This is a genomic window from Streptomyces sp. NPDC046712, from assembly GCF_040645695.1.
GTDB lineage: Bacteria > Actinomycetota > Actinomycetes > Streptomycetales > Streptomycetaceae > Streptomyces.
Genome location: NZ_JBEYYW010000016.1, coordinates 91,201 through 110,106, shown reverse-complemented (window position 1 = coordinate 110,106; position 18,906 = coordinate 91,201). Strand labels below are relative to the sequence as shown.

The window sequence follows — 18,906 nt, the reverse complement described above, 5'->3', positions numbered from 1 at the left end:
GAAACCATGGGAGACACCGGAACCGGAAACACCTGGGCGGCCTTCGAGGCCGCCGAGCCCGAGCTCGCCGAGACCGTGCGGGAGCGCTTCGGGCAGCACACGCACCATGTCCTCGGCACCCTGCGGAAGGACGGCTCGCCCCGGCTCAGCGGGATCGAGGCGGACTTCCGCTGGGGTGAGCTCTGGCTCGGCATGATGCCGAACTCCCGCAAGGCCCTCGACCTGCGGCGCGACCCGCGTTTCTCGCTGCTGGCCAATCCGGGGGCGGGGACGGACATGGGCGGCGGCGACGTGCGGATCTCCGGACGGGCGGTCGAGATCACGGACGCGGAGGCGCTGGAGCGGTACGCGGAGGCGGTCGGGATGCCGCTGCCGTTCCATGTCTTCCGGGTGGAGCCGGCTGAAGTCGTCCGTGTCTTCGTCGACGGGGACGACCTGGCCGTCCACACCTGGACGCCGGGGCGGCCGGTGCGGACGATCCGGCGCGGTACGGACGACAGCCCGCCGCGCGAGTCATGAGCCGCTGAGCACCTGGGCACGGCACCAGGACGGGCTGCCCCAGGCGTCCCGGAGGGGCCGGGCCTTGCGCAGCCAGAGGGAGAGGTCGAGCTCCTCGGTGTAGCCGACGGCGCCGTGGATCTGGAGGGCGGTGCGGGCGGCGGCGTAGGCGGCCTCGCCGGCCGCGACCTTCGCGGCGGCGAGATCGGCGCTGTCGAGGGTGAGGGCGGCGCCGAAGAGGAGCGGCCGGGCGAACTCCAGGCCGAGGAGGGTGTCGGCCAGGCGGTGCTTCACCGCCTGGAAGGAGCCGATCGCCGTCCCGAACTGTGTGCGCTGCTTGGAGTACGCCACGGTCCGGTCGAGGAGGGTGAGCCCGACGCCGAGCGCCTGCGCGGCGGTCGCGAGCATGGCCCAGCCCTGGGCGTGCGTGGCGGCCTCCCGTACGGCGGGCCCGGCGGCGAGCAGCTCCCCACCGGGCGCGGGCCGGGCGAGCCGCCGCGCGGGGTCGGCGGAGACCCGTACCCCCTCGTGCCCGGGAGCCAGCCACAGCTCGTCCCCCCGTACGACGAGGACGGCGTCGGCGACGTCCGCGTCCAGCGCGAGGCCCGGCGCGGCCTCCTCGCCCCGCCCAGCCCGTGTGGGCAACTGTCCCGCTGGGGCGGGACGGGGCGGCGCCCCTGCCGGGCCCAGGCTCCCCGCGCCCGCGGTGCCCGCGGGTGCGGCGCCGTCGTGGGTTGTGCCCACCCGTTCCGCCCTGCGGAACCGGAGGGGTGTGGCGGGAGGCGAAGCCATCGCCAGCGTCGCCACCGTTTCGCCCGTCGCCAGCCCCGGCAGGAGCCGCTTCGCCGGGCCCGCCTCGCCCAGGCGCGCAAGCTCCGTCAGGAGGCCGGCCGCCGCCACCGTCTCCACCGTCGGGCCCGGCACCCCGTGGCGGCCCAACTCCACGAAAGACATCGCCACTTCGACCGGGAGCGGGCCCACGCCCTCGTGGCGCTCCGGGATCGCGAGGGCGAAGACGCCCGCCTCCGCCAGGCGGGACCACAGGGCGCGGCCCGGTGCCGGGTCGCCCGCCGCCCAGGACCGTATCGCCGCCGGCGTCTCCGCCGCCGTCAGCATCGCGTCCAGCGAGCGCGCGAAGTCGCGCTGCTCCTCCGTCGGCAGGAATCGCATCAGCGCCGCCCCTTCGGCAGGCCGAGCAGCCGCTCGGCGATGATGTCGCGCTGGATCTCGTTGGTGCCCGCGTAGATCGGGCCCGCGAGCGAGAACACGTACCCCTCCGCCCACTCGCCCTCCGCCGACTCCCCGCCCAGCAGATCGAGCGCCGTCTCGTGCAGCGCGATGTCGTACTCCGACCAGAAGACCTTGTTCAGGCTCGACTCCGCCCCGATGGTCGCCCCAGCCGCGAAGCGCGAGGCACCCCCCGCCGTGAAGAGCTGGTACGCCCGCGCCCCGATCACCGCGTCCGCGACCCGGTCCCGGAGCCCCCGGTCCTCGCCGGTCGCGCGCCACAGCCGTACGAGACGGTCCGCGGCGGCCAGGAAACGGCCGGGGGAACGGAGCATGAGCCCGCGCTCGTTGCCGGTCGTGGACATCGCGATCCGCCAGCCCTGGCCGGGCTTGCCGATCACGTCCTCGTCGGGCACGAAGACCTCGTCGAGGAAGAGCTCGGCGAAGGCCGGCTTCCCGTCGAGGCGTCCGATGGGCCGGACGGTCACGCCGGGCGCCCGCAGGTCGAACATCAGATACGTCAGGCCCCGGTGCGGCCGGTCGGCCTCCGGGTCGGTGCGGAAGATGCCGAAGGCCCGGTCCGCGAAGGCCGCCCGCGAGGACCAGGTCTTCTGCCCGGACAGCAGCCAGCCGCCGTCCGTCCGTACCGCCCGCGAGGTCAGCGAGGCCAGGTCCGAGCCGGACTCGGGCTCGGACCATGCCTGTGCCCAGACGACCTCGCCGGTCGCCATCGACGGCAGCACCCGGGCCCGCTGCTCCTCCGTCGCATGGTCGAAGAGGGTGGGGGCGAGGAGGTTGATGCCGTTCTGCGAGACCCGGCCCGGCGCCCCCGCCGCGTAGTACTCCTCCTCGAAGATCAGCCACCGGAAGATGTCGGCGTCCCGGCCCCCGTACCGCTCCGGCCAGGACACCACCGACCAGCGGTCGGCGGCCAGTTCCGCCTCCCAGCCCCGGTGGGCGGCGAAGCCCTCCTCCGTCTCCAGGGACGGGAGTGGCTCCTCCGGCACATGGGCGCGCAGCCACTCCCTCGCCTCCGCCCGGAAGGCGTCCTCCTCGGCGCTGTACGACAGGTCCATCAGACGCCCGCCTCCTTCATCGCCGCCACGTCCATGCCGCCGAGCGCGTCCGCGGCGGTCTCCGCGTTGTGCGCGTGGGCGAGATGGTGCAGGCCGAAGACGGAGTCCATCCCCGCGTGCATCCCCTGCAGGTCCTCCGCCTGGTTCACCGCCCGCTTGGTCAGGGCGAGCCCGAGCCGGGGCATCTCCGCGATCCGCAACGCCAACCGCTCGGTCTCGCCGCCGAGTTCCGCGTGCGGGACGACCCGGTTGACCATGCCGATCTCGTACGCCCGGCGGGCGGTCATCCGGTCTCCGGTGTAGAGGAACTCCTTGGCGACGCGCGGCGGCATCACCCAGGGGTGGGCGAAGTACTCGACGCCCGGGATCCCCATCCGTACCACCGGGTCGGCGAAGAACGCGTCCTCGCTCGCCACGATCAGGTCGCAGACCCAGGCCAGCATCAACCCGCCGGCCACACAGGCTCCCTGGACCGAGGCGACGACCGGCTTGGGCAGGTCGCGCCAACGCCGGCACATGCCCAGATAGAGCTCGGACTCGCGGGCGAACCGGGATTCGGCGCCCTGCCGGTCGGAGTGGTCCCACCACAGTCCTGCGCGCCGCTCGAAGGGGAGATGGGCGTCGCGTTCGGGGGTGCCGATGTCGTGGCCCGCGGAGAAGTGGTCGCCCGCCCCGGCGAGCACGACCACCTTGACGTCGGTGTCTGCCGCCGCCCGGTAGAAGGCGTCGTCCAGGGCGTAGGTCATCGCGGAGTTCTGGGCGTTGCGGTAGCGGGGCCGGTTCATCGTCACGTACGCGACGGGGCCGCGACGCTCGTACAGCACGGGCATCTCTCGCGCTCCTTCCCTAACAAGTGTTTGGTAGGTTAGCGTACGGCCATGAGCAGCGCCATGAGCAGCGTCGAGGAGTTCCGCACCGAGATACGGGACTGGCTACAGGCCCACCTCGGTGGCGAGTTCGCCCAGCTGAAGGGTCGCGGCGGACCGGGCCGGGAACACGAGGCGTTCGCCGAACGCCTCGCCTGGGAACGGCACTTGGCGGCCCACGGCTGGACCTGCGTCGGCTGGCCGAAGGAGTACGGCGGCCGCGGCGCGAGCATCGAGGAGCAGATCGCCTTCCACGAGGAGTACGCCCTCGCCGACGCCCCCGCACGCGTCAACCACATCGGCGAACAGCTCCTCGGGCCCACCCTCATCGCCCACGGCACCGAGGAGCAGAAGGCCCGCTTCCTGCCCCCGATCCGCGCCGTCGAGGAGCTCTGGTGCCAGGGCTACAGCGAGCCCGACGCCGGCTCCGACCTCGCCGCCGTCCGCACCCGCGCCACCCGCGACGGTGACGCCTGGGTCGTCGACGGCCAGAAGATCTGGACCTCGCTCGCCCACGAGTCCCAGTGGTGCTTCGTCGTCGCCCGCACCGAGCCGGGGTCGAAACGCCACGCGGGACTCTCGTACCTCCTCGTCCCGATGGACCAGCCGGGGGTCGAGGTCCGGCCGATCGTGCAGCTCACCGGTACCAGCGAGTTCAACGAGGTCTTCTTCGACGGCGCCCGCACGGACGCCGCGAACGTCGTCGGCGAGCCCGGCGACGGCTGGCGGATCGCGATGGCCACCCTCGGCTACGAACGCGGCGTCTCCACCCTCGGTCAACAGGTCGGATTCCGCCGCGAGCTGGAAGGGCTGATCGACCTCGCCCGGCGCAACGGAGCCCTCGCCGACCCCCTCGTCCGCGACCGGCTCGTCCGGGCCTGGACCGGGCTGCAGGCCATGCGGGGGAACGCCCTGCGCGGCGCGGAACCCTCCATGGCCAAGCTGTACTGGTCCCACTGGCACCGCGACCTCGGCGAACTGGCCATGGACATCTGCGGCGCCGCCTCCACCGTCGTCGCCGCGGAACCGTACGAACTCGACGAGTGGCAGCGGCTGTTCCTCTTCTCCCGCGCCGACACCATCTACGCCGGATCCAGCGAGATCCAGCGCACCATCATCGCCGAGCGGGTGCTCGGCCTCCCCAAGGAGCCGCGCCCATGACCCCACCGCCCGCCTACGTACCCGGCCACGGACTCCTCGCCGGCCGCGGCGCCGTCATCACCGCCGCCGCCGGAGCCGGCATCGGCGGCGCCACCGCCCGCCGCTTCCTGGAGGAGGGCGCCCGCATCCTCATCAGCGACGCCCACGCGCGCCGCCTCAAGGAGACCGAGGCCGCCCTCGCCGCCGAGTTCGGCGCCGCCCGGATCGACTCCCTGCCCTGCGACGTCACCGACGAGACACAGGTCCACCAACTCTTCGACACGGCCGTACGCCTCCACGGCGGCCTGGACGTCGTCGTCAACAACGCCGGCCTCGGCGGCACCGCCCAGCTCGTCGACATGACCGACGACCAGTGGACCCGCGTCCTCGACGTCACCCTGAACGGCACCTTCCGCTGCACTCGCGCCGCCCTGCGCCACTTCAAGGACGCCGGCGCCGGCGGGGTGATCGTCAACAACGCGTCCGTCGTCGGCTGGCGCGCCCAGGCCGGCCAGGCCCACTACGCCGCCGCCAAGGCCGGCGTCATGGCGCTCACCCGCTGCGCCGCTATCGAGGCGGCTGCCTACGACGTCCGCGTCAACGCCGTCTCCCCGTCCCTGGCCATGCACCCGCACCTGGTCAAGGTCACCTCCGCCGAGCTGCTCGCCGAACTCACCGAACGCGAGGCCTTCGGCCGGTACGCCGAGCCCTGGGAGATCGCCAACGTCATCGTCTTCCTCGCCAGCGGCTACTCCTCCTACATGACCGGCGAGACCGTCTCGGTCAGCAGCCAGCACGCGTAGGACCAGAATGGACGTGTGCCGAAGACTGCCAGCAAGAAGAAGACCCCGGTGACCGCCTCGCCCGAGCGGCGCCGAGAACTCCTGGACATCGCGGCCGAGGTGTTCGCCGCCCAGGGGTACAACGCCACGACCGTACGCAAGATCGCCGACGCCGCCGGCATGCTCGCCGGCAGCCTCTACTACCACTTCGATTCCAAGGAATCGATGCTCGACGAGATCCTCTCCACCTTCCTGACCGAGCTGTGGGAGGGCTACGACGCCGTCCTCGCCGCCGACCTCGGGCCCAGGGAGACCATCGAGGCCCTCGTCACCGAGTCCTTCCGGGAGATCGACCGGCACCGCGCCGCCGTCGCCATCTACCAGAAGGAGTCCCGGCACCTCAGCGACCAGCCCCGCTTCCACTACCTCTCCGACTCGCAGGTGAAGTTCGAGAAGGCGTGGCTCGGCACGCTGGAGCGGGGCGTCGAGGCCCGGGTCTTCCGCGCCGACCTCGACATCCGGCTCACCTACCGGTTCGTGCGCGACACCGTCTGGGTCGCCGCGTCCTGGTACCGCCCGGGCGGACAGCACAGCCCGGAGGAGATCGCCCGCCAGTACCTCTCGATGGTCCTGGACGGTATCGCCGTACGTCCTTAACCCTGTGAAGGAGCAGTCATGGCCGAGGCCTACATCGTCGAAGCGGTCCGCACCCCGGTGGGCCGCCGCAAGGGAGGACTGGCCTCCGTCCACCCGGCCGACCTCGGCGCCCATGTCCTCAAGGCCCTCGTCTCGCGATCGGGCGTCGACCCGGCCGCCGTCGAGGACGTGGTCTTCGGCTGCCTCGACACCGTGGGCCCGCAGGCCGGCGACATCGCCCGTACGGCCTGGCTGGCGGCCGGCCTCCCCGAGGAGGTCCCCGGCGTCACGATCGACCGCCAGTGCGGCTCCTCCCAGCAGGCCGTGCACTTCGCCGCCCAGGGCGTCCTGTCCGGCACCCAGGACCTCGTCGTCGCGGGCGGCACCCAGAACATGTCGATGATCCCCATCGCCTTCGCCTCCCGGCAGGCCGCCGAACCCCTCGGCCTGACCGAAGGCCCCTACGCCGGCTCCGAGGGCTGGCGGGCCCGGTACGGAGACGCGCCCGTGAACCAGTTCCACGGTGCCGAGCTGATCGCGGAGAAATGGGGCATCACCCGCCGTGACCAGGAAGAATTCGCCCTCCGCTCGCACGAGCGCGCGCTGCGGGCGATCGACGAGGGCCGCTTCGGGCGGGAGACCGTGCCCTACGGGGACGTGACCGTCGACGAGGGCCCGCGCCGGGACACCACCCTGGAGAAGATGGCCGGCCTGAAGCCGGTCGTCGAGGGCGGCACCATCACCGCTGCCTGTTCCTCCCAGGTCTCCGACGGCGCCGCGGCGATGCTCCTCGCTAGCGAGCGGGCCGTACGGGAGCACGGACTCACCCCGCGCGCCCGCATCCACCACCTCTCCGTCCGCGGCGAGGACCCCATCCGGATGCTCTCCGCCCCCATACCGGCGACCGCGTACGCCCTGAAGAAGACCGGCATGACCATCGACGACATGGACCTCGTCGAGATCAACGAGGCCTTCGCCCCCGTCGTCCTCGCCTGGCTGAAGGAGACGGGCGCGGACCCCGCCCGGGTGAACGTCAACGGCGGCGCGATCGCCCTCGGCCACCCGCTGGGCGCCACCGGCGTGAAGCTGATGACCACCCTGCTCCACGAACTGGAGCGCACCGGCGGCCGGTTCGGCCTCCAGACGATGTGCGAGGGCGGCGGTCAGGCGAACGTGACGATCATCGAGCGGTTGTGACACTCGTCGCTGTCCCGCCCGTCCGGGCGGGACAGCGTGCTAGTCTTCAGGTGTTGCTAGTTGGTACCCATGAACTTTATGTGCGCCTGACGGGAATGTTCCTCAGGCGCAGTTTTGTTTTCCGGACTCTCCGGGATGGGACCCTTACCTATTCAGGAGAAAATTATGGCCACCGGAACTGTGAAGTGGTTCAACGCCGAAAAGGGCTTCGGCTTCATCGAGCAGGACGGCGGCGGCGCCGACGTCTTCGCCCACTACTCCAACATCGCGACCTCCGGCTTCCGTGAGCTGCAGGAAGGCCAGAAGGTCACCTTCGACGTCACGCAGGGCCAGAAGGGCCCGCAGGCGGAGAACATCCTCCCCGCCTGATCGCCGTACGCGATTCTCGCAGCCGGGACCCGCACCGCGCAGGTGCGGGTCCCGGCTCGCGCTGTGCTCAGGCCCAGGAAGGCATTTCCGTATGACACGCTCCGAAAAGCGGCCCCGTCGGGCCGTGGAATCCACTTCCGGAACCCCGTCCGGAAATGCCTCGGGCCGCCCCGCGCGCGGCTCGGGCAACGCCGGCGCCCGCCGTGGCGCCGCCGCCCCGAAGGGCAAGGCCAAGGGGGCCGGCCGCGGCCGTGGACCGGCCACGCCGCCGCCGCCGCGTGAGTTCACCCTGCCCGAGACGCTGACGCCCGCGCTCCCGTCGGTCGAGTCCTTCGACGCCCTCGACATGCCCGCGGCCCTGGTCAAGACGCTCGCCGCACAGGGCGTCACCGAGCCGTTCCCGATCCAGGGCGCCACCCTGCCGAACTCGCTCGCCGGCCGGGACATCCTCGGCCGCGGCCGTACCGGCTCCGGCAAGACCCTCGCCTTCGGCCTCGCCCTGCTCGCCCGCACCGCGGGCCGCCGTGCCGAGCCCAAGGCGCCGCTCGCCCTGGTCCTCGTACCCACCCGTGAGCTCGCCCAGCAGGTGACCGACGCCCTCGCGCCGTACGCCACCTCCGTGCAGCTGCGGCTCGCCACCGTCGTCGGCGGCCTGTCGATCACCAAGCAGGCGAACTCGCTGCGCCGTGGCGCCGAGGTGCTCGTCGCCACGCCCGGACGTCTCAAGGACCTCATCGAGCGCGGCGACTGCCGGCTCGACCAGGTCGCGATCACGGTCCTGGACGAGGCCGACCAGATGGCCGACATGGGCTTCATGCCCCAGGTCACGGCGCTGCTCAAGCAGGTCGAGCCGGACGGACAGCGGATGCTGTTCTCGGCGACGCTCGACCAGAACATCGACCGGCTGGTGAAGATGTTCCTCACCGACCCGGTCGTGCACTCCGTCGACCCCTCCGCCGGTGCCGTCACGACGATGGAGCACCACCTGCTCTACATCGCCGACGAGACCGACAAGAAGGCCGTCACGATGAAGATCGCGGCCCGCGACGGCCGCACGATCCTCTTCCTCGACACCAAGCGCGCCGTGGACCGGCTGGTCAAGCGGCTCCTCGCGAGCGGTGTCCGGGCCTCCGGGCTGCACGGCGGCCGCTCGCAGCCGCAGCGCAACCGGACCCTGGACCAGTTCAAGAACGGCCAGGTCACCGCGCTCGTGGCGACCAACGTGGCGGCCCGCGGCATCCACGTCGACGACCTCGACCTGGTCGTGAACGTCGACCCGCCGATCGACCACAAGGACTATCTGCACCGCGGCGGCCGCACCGCCCGGGCCGGCGAGTCCGGCAGCGTCGTCACGCTCGTGCTGCCCGAGGAGAAGCGGGACATGAGCCGGCTGATGTCGAACGCCGGCATCAACCCCCGGACGGCACAGATCAAGTCCAGCGACGAGGAGCTGACGCGGCTCACCGGCGCCCGGGAGCCCTCCGGCATACCGGTCGTCATCGAGGTCCCGCAGCCGACGCAGCCCGCCGCCGCCCGCGGCGGAGGCCAGCGCTCGCGCCGGGGCGGTGGCGGCGGCGGTGGCCGTTCGCGCTCCTCCCAGGCCAACGGCCGTACGGGCACGGGCACCGGTACGCGTACGGGTACGGGTACGAGTGCCGGTACGCGCACGGGTACGGGAACGAGTGCCGGTACGCGGACGGGTACGGGTGGTTCGTCCACCCGCACCCGCAGCGCCGGCGGGCGTGGCCGCCGCACGGGCGGCGCGGCCCAGAGCTAGTCGACCAGCCGGTCCTGGAGCTGCGCCAAGGTGCGCAGCTCCAGGCCCAGGCCCTCGGTGAGGTAGCGGAAGAGGCTGCCGTACCCGGCCCTCACCTCGTCGAGCGCGGTGTTCAGATACTCGGTCCGCACCTCCTGAAGCGGGATGATCAGATCCGGGTTCTGCATCAGCCCGCCCTGCTTCAGACCCTCCCGGACCTTCGCGTCGTACGCGGCCCGGAAGGTGTTGGAGGCCAGGTAGTCCCCGACGGCCGTGGCCTCCGGTACCCCCAGGGCCGTGAGCAGCAGGTAACTCGTCCAGCCCGTACGGTCCTTGCCCGAGGTGCAGTGGTACAGCGAGGGCGTGGAGCCGAGGCCGGCCAGTTCGCGGAGCGTGGTGCCGAACTGGGCGCGGTTCGCGGCGCTCGTGACGAAGGTGCGGTACACCTCGCGCATGAAGGCGGCGGCCCGGCCGCCGCCGAGCATCTGTTCCTGGCGGACCGGATCGCGGGAGCCGATCGCCGCCAGCAGCTGCCCGAACAGGCCGTTGTCGGTGATCGGCCGGGACACTGGTGCGACTCCGGCGGGGAGCCGGTCCGCGCCGTCGTACTGGACCTCCAGCGGGATCCGGAAGTCGACGGCCCGGCCCAGGCGCAGCCCGGCGAGGGTTGTGAGATCGGCGTCGGTGAGCTTGCTCAGGGCGTCGGCCCTGTACACCAGGCCGTGCCGGACCCGGTCGCCCGTGTACGTGAGGTATCCGCCCAGGTCACGGACGTTGACCGCGCCCTGGAGCGGGATATGACGTATAGCCGTGGCCGTGGCCGTGGCGGTGCGCGGCCGGGCGAGAGCCGTGGGGGCGACGGCCGCCGTGAGGACGGCGGCCGTCGCGGTGCTCAGCAGTGCGCGTCTCGACAGAGGCATGACTGAACTCCCTTGCGGGGGATGAGGGTTCACCCTGGTGATGGCAGGGTGCGCAGTGCGTGTGCGGCCTCGGACATGACCCGCAGGACGAGTTCCTCGCAGCTCGGGAGATCCTCGATCAGCCCTGCGACCTGCCCGGACGCCATGACACCGAGGTCGGTGCGGCCCTCGACCATGGACGCCTTGAGGAGCATGGGGGTGTTCGCGGCGAGCAGGACCTGGCTCCACGACAGGTCCTTGCCGTGTTTCATCGCGAGACCGTCGCGGACCATCCGCGACCACGACAGTCCCGAGATCCTTCGGAAGCCGGCCGCGCGGCGGACGGCTTGCGCCAACGCCCGTACACGGCCGGCCCGTTCGAGAGCCGCGACCATCTCCGTACGGAGCATCCGGTGCGGCAGTCCGTCGACGGCGGTCGTCACCGTCACGTCCTTGACCGTCGCCGCCAGATACCTCGCCTTGACGGCGTCGGGGACGGTCGAGTCGGAGGTGAGCAGGAAGCGGGTGCCCATGGCGATGCCTGCCGCGCCGTAGGAGAGCGCGGCGACCAGGCCGCGGCCGTCGTGGAAGCCGCCGGCCGCGACCACCGGGATGTCGACCGCGTCGACCACCTGCGGCAGCAGGACGGTCGTGGCCACCTCCCCGGTGTGCCCGCCGCCCTCGCCGCCCTGCACGATCACCGCGTCCGCGCCCCAGGCGGCGACCTTCTCGGCATGCCGACGGGCCCCGATCGAGGGGATGACGACAACGCCCGCGTCCTTCAGCTCGGCGATCAGCTCCCGGGACGGGGCGAGGGCGAAGGAGGCGACCCGTACGCCCTCGTCGATGATGATCCGCACCCGTTCGCGGGCGTCGCCGGCGTCGGCCCGCAGATTGACCCCGAAGGGCCGGTCGGTACGGGACTTCACCTCACGGACCGCCGCCCGCAGCTCGTCCACGGTCATCGTCGCCGAGGCGAGGATGCCCAGAGCGCCGGCGTCGGCCGAGGCCGAGACCAGCCGCGGTCCGGACACCCAGCCCATACCGGTCTGGACGATCGGGTACCGGACGCCGGTGAGTTCGGTGAGCGCCGTCTTCATCAGGCCCGGACCTCCCGGTCCCGCAGCCCGTCGGGGTCGATCACCTCGCGGATCAGCCGCAGCTCCTCGGCGGTCGGCTCGCGGGTGTACGGGACGTCGTCGCCGATCACCAGCTCGAAGCCGGTGGCCTGCCTGACCTGGTCCACGGTGACGCCCGGGTGGAGCGAGGCAAGGCGCATCGAGCGGTCGGGCGTCTCGAAGTCGAAGACACCCAGGTCGGAGACGACCCGGGGGATCCGGTGGAAGCGGTCGGCCCCGGCGGCGGCCGCGCGGTCGTAGCCGACGCCGCTGACCATGTCCACGCGCTCGACGAAGACCCGGGGCGAGTGTTTCGGAATCCAGTAACTGACCGGATTGTTCAGGGTGTTGACCGGGGCGCCACGGACGCCGAGGAGCTGGCGGGCGGGCCGGGACCAGTCGCCGATGCAGGAGATGTTCTGGTTGCCGTGCCGGTCGATCTGGCTTGCGCCCATCATGACGTGGCGCTTGCCGCCGGTGACCATCGTGAGATGGCGGCGGTACGGCAGCCAGCCCTCGACCTCCCCGTCGAGTCCGACGAGCATCGCCTCGCCGTCGGTCAGCAGCAGGTCGGGGGAGAAGGAACGCTTGGCGAGCCGGGCCCCGAAGGAGGAGACCGGGGCCATGGCGGCGGCGAGGATCTCGCCGTTGTCGCGCCAGGCCTCGGCGCAGGCGACGACGCAGTATTCAGGGCGGGTGGGCGGGAGGAGGGGGGCTCGACTCATCACTGCTGCTCCTCGTGCCAGGTGCGTACGGCCTGCTGGTAGTCGTCCTCGCTCTTGCCGGAGAGGAACCTCTCGGCGAACTCGGGCCAGGGGGTGGTCGCGTACAGCTTCTGGAAGGGTTCGTCGCGGCCGTGGTCGGGGGCGCAGGAGGTGAAGTGCGCGCCGTTCGGGGTCTCGACGACCCCGGTGACGCTGTGCCGGCCGACGAGCAGGGACTGCGGCGCGGCACCGTGGAAGTCGTCGACGAGCTTCTCGCACGAGACGTACGCGGTGTCGGCGGCCTCGCAGAAGAGGTCGTCGAAGTACGGGTCGGGACCCAGGTACTGGCCGTTGCCGTGCCGGTCGGCCCGGTTGAGGTGGACCAGGGCGGCGTCCATGCGCAGGGCGGGTACGGCGACGAACGTCTCCCTGTCCGCGTACGGCGAGGTGACCGTCCGCAGCTCGGGGTTGACCGTCATCACGTCCGAGCCGAGACCGGCCCGCACGGGCAGGAAGGGCAGCCGGTTGGCGGCGGCGTGCAGGCCCCACATGAACATGGCCTCGTCGAGTTCCGTGAGGGCGAAGGCGCCGCGCTCACGGGCGGCGCGGAAGTGCGGTTCGAGAGGGATGGAGTCGAGGGTGGTGAAGGCGGCCACCAGCCTGCGGATCCGGCCGGCGGCGGCGAGCAGGCCCACGTCCGGGCCACCGTAGGAGATCACCGTGAGATCGGTGATCTCGGACCGGAGCAGCGCTCTGACCAGGGCCATCGGCTTGCGGCGCGAGCCCCAGCCGCCGATGCCGATGGTCATGCCGCTGCGCAGACGGCCCACCACCTCGTCGGGTGTCATCGTCTTGTCGGTCACGAGCCGGCCTCCCTGGCCTCGTCCTTGCCGAAGGTGTCGCGGACACGGTCGGCGACCCCGCTGAGGTTGGCCTCGAAGGTGAAGCCCTGCTCGAAGCGGTAGCTGCGGCGCACGTCCACGGGGTCGATGCCGTTGATGGCGGCCTTGGCGAGGCGGATCAGATACCCGTCCTTCCGGGCGATCTCGCCGGCCAGCTCCAGTGCCGCGTCCAGGAGTTCCTCGCGCGGCACGACCTTCCAGACCGAGCCGTGGGCGTGCAGCTCGGCGGCGGTGGCCGTGCGGGAGGTGTAGTACAGCGCCCGCATCAGATGCTGCGGGACGAGCCGGGCGAGATGGGTGGCGGCGCCGAGCGCGCCCCGGTCCAGCTCGGGCAGGCCGAACGTGGCGTCCTCGGAGGCGACGATCGCGTCGGCGTTGCCGACGAGTCCGATCCCGCCGCCGAGGCAGAAGCCGCCGACGGCCGCGACGACCGGGACCTCGCACTCGTAGACCGCCGAGAACGCCTCCGCACAGCCGTGGTTGGCGCCGATGAGCGCGGTGTGCCGCCCGGTGTCGTGCTCGCGCTGCATCTCCTTGATGTCGACGCCCGCGTTGAAGCCCCGGCCGGAGGCGGTCAGCACCACGCAGCGGACCTCGGGGTCCCGGCCGGCCGCGCGGACGGCGTCGGCCAGGTCGTACCAGCCCCGCACGGGCAGGGCGTTGACGGGTGGGAAGTCGACGGTGACAAGCGCGATGCCCTTGTCCGGGCTTGAGGTGGAGACACCCATGAGCGGATCAGCTACCTTTCCACCAAACATTTGTTAGGTGACTGCTTGGTGAGGAAAGGTAGCAGCCGATGGAGCTGGACGGGAGGGTTGTCGTCGTCACCGGCGGCACGCGAGGGGTCGGCGCGGGCATCGCCCGGGCGTTCCTCAGGGCCGGGGCGCGGGTGATCGTCTGCGCGCGCAGACCACCGGACGATGCCGTGACGGACGGGGGCCGGGAGGCCGCGTTCATCCCGCTCGACCTGCGGAAACCCGCGGAGGTCTGTGCCTTCTTCGCGGACGTCCGCGAGCGGTACGGACGACTGGACGTGCTGGTCAACAACGCCGGCGGAACGCCGTACCGGCTCCTCGGCGAGGGGGACGCCGAACGGCACGCGCGGGTCGTGGAGTTGAACCTGACCGCCCCGCTGACCGTCTCCCTCGCCGCGTACGAACTGCTGCGGGCCTCCCGGGGGTCGGTCCTCATGATCGGCAGCGTCAGCGGGACCCGGCCCTCGCCGGGCACGGCCGCGTACGGCGCCGCGAAGGCGGGCCTGGAGAACCTGGCCCGGTCCATGGCCGTGGAGTGGTCCCCCGAGGTGCGGGTCAACACCCTCGTCCTCGGCATGGTCCGCACCGAGCTGTCCCACCTCCACTACGGCGACGAGGACGGCATCGCCGCCGTCGGGGCGACGGTGCCGCTCGGCCGGCTCGCGGAGCCCGCCGATGTGGGGGAGGCGGCGGTGTTCTTGTCCTCCGACCGGGCCGCGTACGTCTCGGGGGCGTCGCTGCTGGTGCACGGGGGCGGCGAGCGCCCCGCGTTTCTGGATGCCGCAACTGTCAACAAGGAGAGCTGAGATGGGAATCTGTGACGGCCGGGTCGTGATCGTGACGGGCGCCGGGCGGGGGCTGGGACGCGCCCATGCGCTGGCCTTCGCGGCGGAAGGGGCGAGGGTCGTCGTCAACGACCTGGGGGTGGGGCTCGACGGCTCGGCAGGGACCGGTTCGCCCGCCGGGCAGGTGGTGGAGGAGATCCGCGCGGCGGGCGGTGAGGCCGTCGCGCACGGCGGCGACATCGCCACGGAGGAGGGCGCGGCCTCGCTGGTCGCCGCGGCCCTGGACTCCTTCGGACGGCTCGACACCCTCGTCAACAACGCGGGGTTCCTGCGCGACCGGATGCTCGTGAACCTCGGCGAGGACGACTGGGACGCGGTCATGCGGGTGCATGTGAAGGGTCACTTCCTGCCGCTCCGGCACGCGGCCGCGCACTGGCGGGCCGAGGCGAAGGCGGGGCGCGAGGTGGTGGCGCGGGTCGTCAACACCACGTCGGGCGCGGGTCTGTCGGGCAGCGTCGGGCAGGGGAACTACGCGGCGGCCAAGGCCGGCATCGTCGGCCTCACGCTGGTCGCGGCGGCGGAGATGGGCCGGTACGGGGTCCAGGTCAACGCGATCGCCCCGGCGGCCAGGACCCGGATGACGGAGCAGGCCTTCGCGGGCCTGGAGGGCGTACCGGAGGACGTCTCGCCGCTGGTGGTCTGGCTGGGCTCGGCGGCCTCGGCGGGCGTGACCGGCCGGGTCTTCGAGGCGGAGGGCGGCCGGATCACCGTCATGGAGGGGTGGCGGCCCGGCCCGACGGCCGACAAAGGGGCGCGCTGGAGCCCGGCGGAGGCGGGCGAGGCGGCGCTGAAGCTCCTGGCGGACGCGGAGCTGCCGCGGCCGGTGTACGGCGCGTCCTGAGGACGGCGGTCGGGGAGGCGCCAGGGCCTCCGGCGGATCAGGGTCGGACCGGGCCCTCATCGGTGAGGCGTCTCGTCGCGGCGCGCTGGCGGGCGGTCGCGCCGGTCAGGAAGCGCGTGATGGTGACGAGCTCCTCGGTGGTGAACTCCTCGTAGAGTTCGTGCACTTCACGTGCCCAGTCGTCGAAGAGCGGGGCGAGCTCGGCCAGTTTCTCGGGCCGGGGCTCGATCAGCACCCGGCGCTTGTCCGTCGGGTGCTTCACCCTGCGTACGAAGCCCTTGCGCTCCAGGCGGTCGACGAGGCCGGTCACGGAGGCCGGTGCGAGACCGGAGTGCTCGGCCAGCTCCTTGGCGGTGAGCGCGCCGTGCCGCTGGAGGAGGTCCAGGGTCTTGGTCTCGGTGGGGCCGAGATCCTGCTGCGCCGCGACCGCCGTGTGGAAGGCGACGGAGGCGGCGCTGGAGTCGCGGCCGGCGGCGGTCAGGGCGGCGACGACCTCGGCCCGCTGGTTCTGCTCGCTCATGGTCGCATTCTAACAAGTCTTTCGTTCGGCCGAACGAAAGACTTGCGATCACGGGCGACCCTGTGTCAGATTTTATTTCGTTCGCCCGAACGAAATAAATCCTCGGAAGGGGCCGCGATGTCCGCGACCGCCGTCACCACCACGACCAGCGGTGACTCCGTCACCGTCCACCCGCGCCGCTGGGCCGCCGCCGTCGTCATGATGGTCGCCGCCCTGATGGACCTGATCGACGTCACCATCGTCAATGTCGCCCTGCCCTCCATCGGACACGGGCTCGGCGCCTCCGAGAGCGCGCTGCAATGGACGGTCTCCGCGTACCTGCTGGGGTTCGCGGCCACTCTGATCGTCGCCGGGCGGCTCGGCGACCGCTACGGCCGCAAGGCGCTCTTCCTCGTCGGCACTGCGGGCTTCGGGCTCGCGAGCCTCGCCTGCGGAATCGCCCAGACACCGGGCCAGTTGATCGCCGCGCGTGCCGTGCAGGGCGTGACGGCGGCCGTCCTGATGCCGCAGGTCCTCGGCTCCTTCCACGCCCTCTTCCAGGGCAAGGAGCGCGGCAAGGTCTTCGGGATGTACGGGGCGGTGGCCGGCTTCGCCTCGGCGGTCGGACTCCTCCTGGGCGGAGTGCTGACCGACGCCGACCTCTTCGGTCTGGGGTGGCGGAGCATCTTCCTCGTGAACGTGCCGGTCGCCGTGGCGACCCTGGCCGCGGCGGTCGTCCTCGTACCCTCCACCCGGGAGCGTTCGGCCGCCCGCCCGCCGGTGCTCGGCAGCCTCGTGCTCGCGGCCGGCCTCGTCGCGATCGTGCTGCCGCTGGTCCAGGGACACGAGCACGGCTGGCCGCTGTGGGGCTGGCTGCTGCTCGGCGGCGGCGTGCTGGCGGTGACGGGTCTCGCGGCGCGCGGTTCCGTGCTGCCGGGGCGGGCGTTCCGCGTCCCCGCGTTCTCGTACGGGCTCGCGGTGCAGCTGCTCTTCGCCCTCGGGATGCAGGGCTTCTTCCTGGTCTTCGCGATCTGGCTGCAGGGCGAACAGGGGTACGCGCCCCTGGAGGCCGGCGTCCTGATGGTCGCCTTCTCCGCCGGTGGCTTCCTCACCGCCCCTGCCGCGGACCCGCTGGCGGCCCGGTTCGGCCGGTTCGTGCCGGTGGCCGGGGCGGTCCTCATGGCCGGGGGCTACGGCTGGGTCTGGTACGCGATGACCGCCGCGGCCCCTGTCCACACCGGCGCCTGGCCGCTGGTCCCCGGTCTCGTCGTCGCCGGCGCGGGCCTGGGCTTCCTGGTCGTACCGCTGGTCACCATCGTCCTGTCGTCCGTGCCGGGGGAGATGGCGGGCGGGGCGTCCGGCGTCTTCTCGACGGCGCAGCAGTTCGGCGGGGCGCTGGGGGCGGCGGCCATCGGCACGGCGTACTTCGCGGACCTGTCGGTCGGGGCGGCGATGCCGTGGGTGATCGCGGCCTATGGGGCGGCGGCGCTCCTGAGCCTGCGCCTCCCGTCCGGCGCCGCGGCGGCGTCCTGACGCCGCACCTCCGGGCGGGGGGACGCGGAGTCAGTAGCCGACGGCGAAGTGGCGTTCCTCGCCCGGGTTCTCCAGCTCGTCGACGACGGCCATCGCGAGGTCCTCCGCCGAGATCCGGGACGAGCCGTCCGCCGCCACCACGAGCGTGGTGGCGGCGCGCCGGTATCGGCCGGTCCGGACGCCGGGCTCCAGAAGGGCCGCGGGCTCAGATTCGGGTGATCCTTTCCTCGGAGGACTTCGGAGCCTGGGTGGACGTCGAGTCCTTGGTGGACGTCGGGTCCTCGGTGGATGTCAGGCCCTTGGTGGGCGTCGGGTCTTCGGTGGACTTCTTCTTCGGGGTGATCTGGCCCGCCGCGATCGCGGCGAGTGCGAGCGCGAAGCCGACCAGCTGGACCGGGCCGAGGGACTGGCCGAGCAGCACCGCGCCCAGCAGGGCGGCCATGATCGGCGACAGCAGGACGAGAACGGCGACCGAGGTGACCGGCAGTGTGGTGACGCCGCGGACCCACAGGACGTAGGAGACCAGGCCGCCGATCAGGCCGAGCCAGAGGTAGCCGAGCGCGGCGCTCGCGTCGATCGCCGGCGGCGCGCCCTCGAACAGGAACGTCACCGGCGCCAGGAACAGGCCGCCCGCAGCCAGTTGCCAGCCCGCGAACGCTGTCGGGCCGACACCCTGCGGGCGACCCCAGTGTTTCGTGAGCGTCACGCCGAGAGCCATCGAACCGGCGCCGCCGAGACCCGCCAGGATCCCGACTGTGTCGAATCCGGCGTCAGGGCCGATGACCACGAGACCGACGCCCACGACCCCCGTGATCCCCCACGCGAAGCTCCACACCGACGGGCGCTGCCGAAGCACCGCCACGGCCAGGATCGCCACGATCAGCGGCTGCGTCGCACTCAGCGTGGCGGCCACGCCGCCGGGCAGCCGTTCGGCGGCGACGAACAACAGCGGGAACAGCACACCGATGTTGAGCACGCCCAACGCGGCCGCCTTCGGCCACCACGCCCCGCGGGGCAGCGCGCGGGTGATCGCCAGCGCGATCAGGCCCGCGGGCAATGCGCGCAGGAGCCCCGCGAACAACGGGTGCCCCGCGGGCAGGAGTTCGGTGGTGACCACGAACGTGGTCCCCCACACGACGGGCGCGGACGCCGTCATGGCGGTGCCGGCAAGACCGGCCGGGCTCGGTGACGTCACCAGGTTCTTCACGCGATCAAGCCTCGGCGCACGTGATCGATGAGTCCAACACATGTTCGTCACGCGAT

Annotated in this window: 20 protein-coding genes and 1 pseudogene; 10 read left to right on the top strand and 11 right to left on the bottom strand. The window is 72.2% G+C overall.

All coding sequences use genetic code 11. The features are described from left to right. Positions 1–6: 6 nt before the first annotated feature. Positions 7–519 carry a pyridoxamine 5'-phosphate oxidase family protein gene (locus ABZ939_RS21580; RefSeq protein WP_361857400.1) on the top strand — a complete coding sequence of 171 codons (513 nt, stop codon included), beginning with the start codon at positions 7–9 and terminating at the stop codon, positions 517–519. Here ABZ939_RS21580 and ABZ939_RS21575 read toward each other — a convergent pair. Genes ABZ939_RS21575 through ABZ939_RS21565 form a run of 3 tightly spaced genes read right to left on the bottom strand, consistent with a single transcriptional unit; the run spans position 514 to position 3,631 of the window. Beyond that, on the bottom strand, positions 514–1,668 hold the full coding sequence (locus ABZ939_RS21575; RefSeq protein ID WP_361857397.1) for an acyl-CoA dehydrogenase family protein: 1,155 nt from the start codon (positions 1,666–1,668) through the stop codon (positions 514–516). The genes ABZ939_RS21580 and ABZ939_RS21575 overlap by 6 nt on opposite strands. Next, a complete protein-coding gene (locus tag ABZ939_RS21570) occupies positions 1,668–2,801 on the bottom strand; it encodes an acyl-CoA dehydrogenase family protein (protein ID WP_361857395.1) in 1,134 nt (377 codons plus the stop codon). Before ABZ939_RS21570 ends, ABZ939_RS21575 begins: the two co-directional genes overlap by 1 nt. Next, complete coding sequence (locus ABZ939_RS21565; protein ID WP_361857392.1) at positions 2,801–3,631, bottom strand: enoyl-CoA hydratase; 831 nt, start codon at positions 3,629–3,631, stop codon at positions 2,801–2,803. The genes ABZ939_RS21570 and ABZ939_RS21565 overlap by 1 nt, the downstream gene beginning before the upstream one ends. A 48-nt stretch (positions 3,632–3,679) precedes the next feature. On the opposite strand from ABZ939_RS21565, the gene ABZ939_RS21560 reads away from it, so the two are divergent. The 6 genes from ABZ939_RS21560 to ABZ939_RS21535 all read left to right on the top strand — a co-directional run bounded on the left by ABZ939_RS21560 (position 3,680) and on the right by ABZ939_RS21535 (position 9,568). After that, on the top strand, positions 3,680–4,828 hold the full coding sequence (locus ABZ939_RS21560; protein WP_361857389.1) for an acyl-CoA dehydrogenase family protein: 1,149 nt from the start codon (positions 3,680–3,682) through the stop codon (positions 4,826–4,828). Then, positions 4,825–5,610 (top strand): SDR family oxidoreductase, encoded by a 786-nt coding sequence (locus ABZ939_RS21555; RefSeq protein ID WP_361857386.1) that lies wholly within the window; start codon positions 4,825–4,827, stop codon positions 5,608–5,610. Before ABZ939_RS21560 ends, ABZ939_RS21555 begins: the two co-directional genes overlap by 4 nt. Before the next feature lie 15 nt (positions 5,611–5,625). Next, a complete protein-coding gene (locus ABZ939_RS21550; RefSeq protein WP_361857383.1) occupies positions 5,626–6,246 on the top strand; it encodes a TetR/AcrR family transcriptional regulator in 621 nt (206 codons plus the stop codon). A gap of 18 nt (positions 6,247–6,264) precedes the next feature. Beyond that, positions 6,265–7,422: an acetyl-CoA C-acetyltransferase gene (locus ABZ939_RS21545; protein WP_361857380.1), complete on the top strand. Its 1,158-nt coding sequence runs from the start codon at positions 6,265–6,267 to the stop codon at positions 7,420–7,422. 165 nt (positions 7,423–7,587) lie between these two features. Then, entirely contained in the window at positions 7,588–7,791 is a 204-nt protein-coding gene (locus ABZ939_RS21540) for a cold-shock protein (protein ID WP_290114082.1), read from the top strand. A gap of 124 nt (positions 7,792–7,915) precedes the next feature. Then, a complete protein-coding gene (locus ABZ939_RS21535) occupies positions 7,916–9,568 on the top strand; it encodes a DEAD/DEAH box helicase (protein ID WP_361857377.1) in 1,653 nt (550 codons plus the stop codon). Here the strand turns inward: ABZ939_RS21535 and ABZ939_RS21530 are convergent. The 5 genes from ABZ939_RS21530 to ABZ939_RS21510 are packed head-to-tail and all read right to left on the bottom strand — an operon-like array spanning position 9,565 to position 13,898. Further along, positions 9,565–10,467, bottom strand: coding sequence for a tyrosine-protein phosphatase (locus tag ABZ939_RS21530; RefSeq protein ID WP_361857374.1), 903 nt, complete (start codon positions 10,465–10,467; stop codon positions 9,565–9,567). The genes ABZ939_RS21535 and ABZ939_RS21530 overlap by 4 nt on opposite strands. Before the next feature lie 29 nt (positions 10,468–10,496). After that, positions 10,497–11,546: a nitronate monooxygenase gene (locus tag ABZ939_RS21525; protein ID WP_361857371.1), complete on the bottom strand. Its 1,050-nt coding sequence runs from the start codon at positions 11,544–11,546 to the stop codon at positions 10,497–10,499. Continuing rightward, positions 11,546–12,289, bottom strand: coding sequence for a CoA-transferase (locus tag ABZ939_RS21520; RefSeq protein ID WP_361857368.1), 744 nt, complete (start codon positions 12,287–12,289; stop codon positions 11,546–11,548). The genes ABZ939_RS21525 and ABZ939_RS21520 overlap by 1 nt, the downstream gene beginning before the upstream one ends. Continuing rightward, a complete protein-coding gene (locus ABZ939_RS21515; RefSeq protein WP_361857365.1) occupies positions 12,289–13,131 on the bottom strand; it encodes a CoA-transferase in 843 nt (280 codons plus the stop codon). The genes ABZ939_RS21520 and ABZ939_RS21515 overlap by 1 nt, the downstream gene beginning before the upstream one ends. Continuing rightward, entirely contained in the window at positions 13,128–13,898 is a 771-nt protein-coding gene (locus tag ABZ939_RS21510) for an enoyl-CoA hydratase family protein (RefSeq protein ID WP_361857362.1), read from the bottom strand. Before ABZ939_RS21510 ends, ABZ939_RS21515 begins: the two co-directional genes overlap by 4 nt. A 68-nt stretch (positions 13,899–13,966) precedes the next feature. Between ABZ939_RS21510 and ABZ939_RS21505 the strand changes: the two genes are divergently transcribed. Both ABZ939_RS21505 and ABZ939_RS21500 read left to right on the top strand, forming a co-directional pair. Then, a complete protein-coding gene (locus tag ABZ939_RS21505) occupies positions 13,967–14,731 on the top strand; it encodes an SDR family oxidoreductase (protein WP_361857359.1) in 765 nt (254 codons plus the stop codon). 1 nt (position 14,732) lies between these two features. Beyond that, complete coding sequence (locus ABZ939_RS21500; RefSeq protein ID WP_361857356.1) at positions 14,733–15,611, top strand: SDR family oxidoreductase; 879 nt, start codon at positions 14,733–14,735, stop codon at positions 15,609–15,611. 37 nt (positions 15,612–15,648) lie between these two features. On the opposite strand, the gene ABZ939_RS21495 is transcribed toward ABZ939_RS21500, so the two are convergent. Beyond that, complete coding sequence (locus tag ABZ939_RS21495) at positions 15,649–16,131, bottom strand: MarR family transcriptional regulator (RefSeq protein WP_361857353.1); 483 nt, start codon at positions 16,129–16,131, stop codon at positions 15,649–15,651. Between the two features lie 117 nt (positions 16,132–16,248). Between ABZ939_RS21495 and ABZ939_RS21490 the strand changes: the two genes are divergently transcribed. Then, a complete protein-coding gene (locus ABZ939_RS21490) occupies positions 16,249–17,643 on the top strand; it encodes an MFS transporter (protein ID WP_361857351.1) in 1,395 nt (464 codons plus the stop codon). 30 nt (positions 17,644–17,673) lie between these two features. Here ABZ939_RS21490 and ABZ939_RS21485 read toward each other — a convergent pair. Together ABZ939_RS21485 and ABZ939_RS21480 are read right to left on the bottom strand one after the other, a co-directional pair. Continuing rightward, a pseudogene (locus ABZ939_RS21485) lies at positions 17,674–17,847 on the bottom strand (NADH-flavin reductase); the annotation flags it as partial. A gap of 1 nt (position 17,848) precedes the next feature. Next, positions 17,849–18,799, bottom strand: a complete 951-nt coding sequence (locus ABZ939_RS21480) for an EamA family transporter (protein WP_361857592.1) — start codon at positions 18,797–18,799, stop codon at positions 17,849–17,851. Positions 18,800–18,906: the final 107 nt, after the last annotated feature.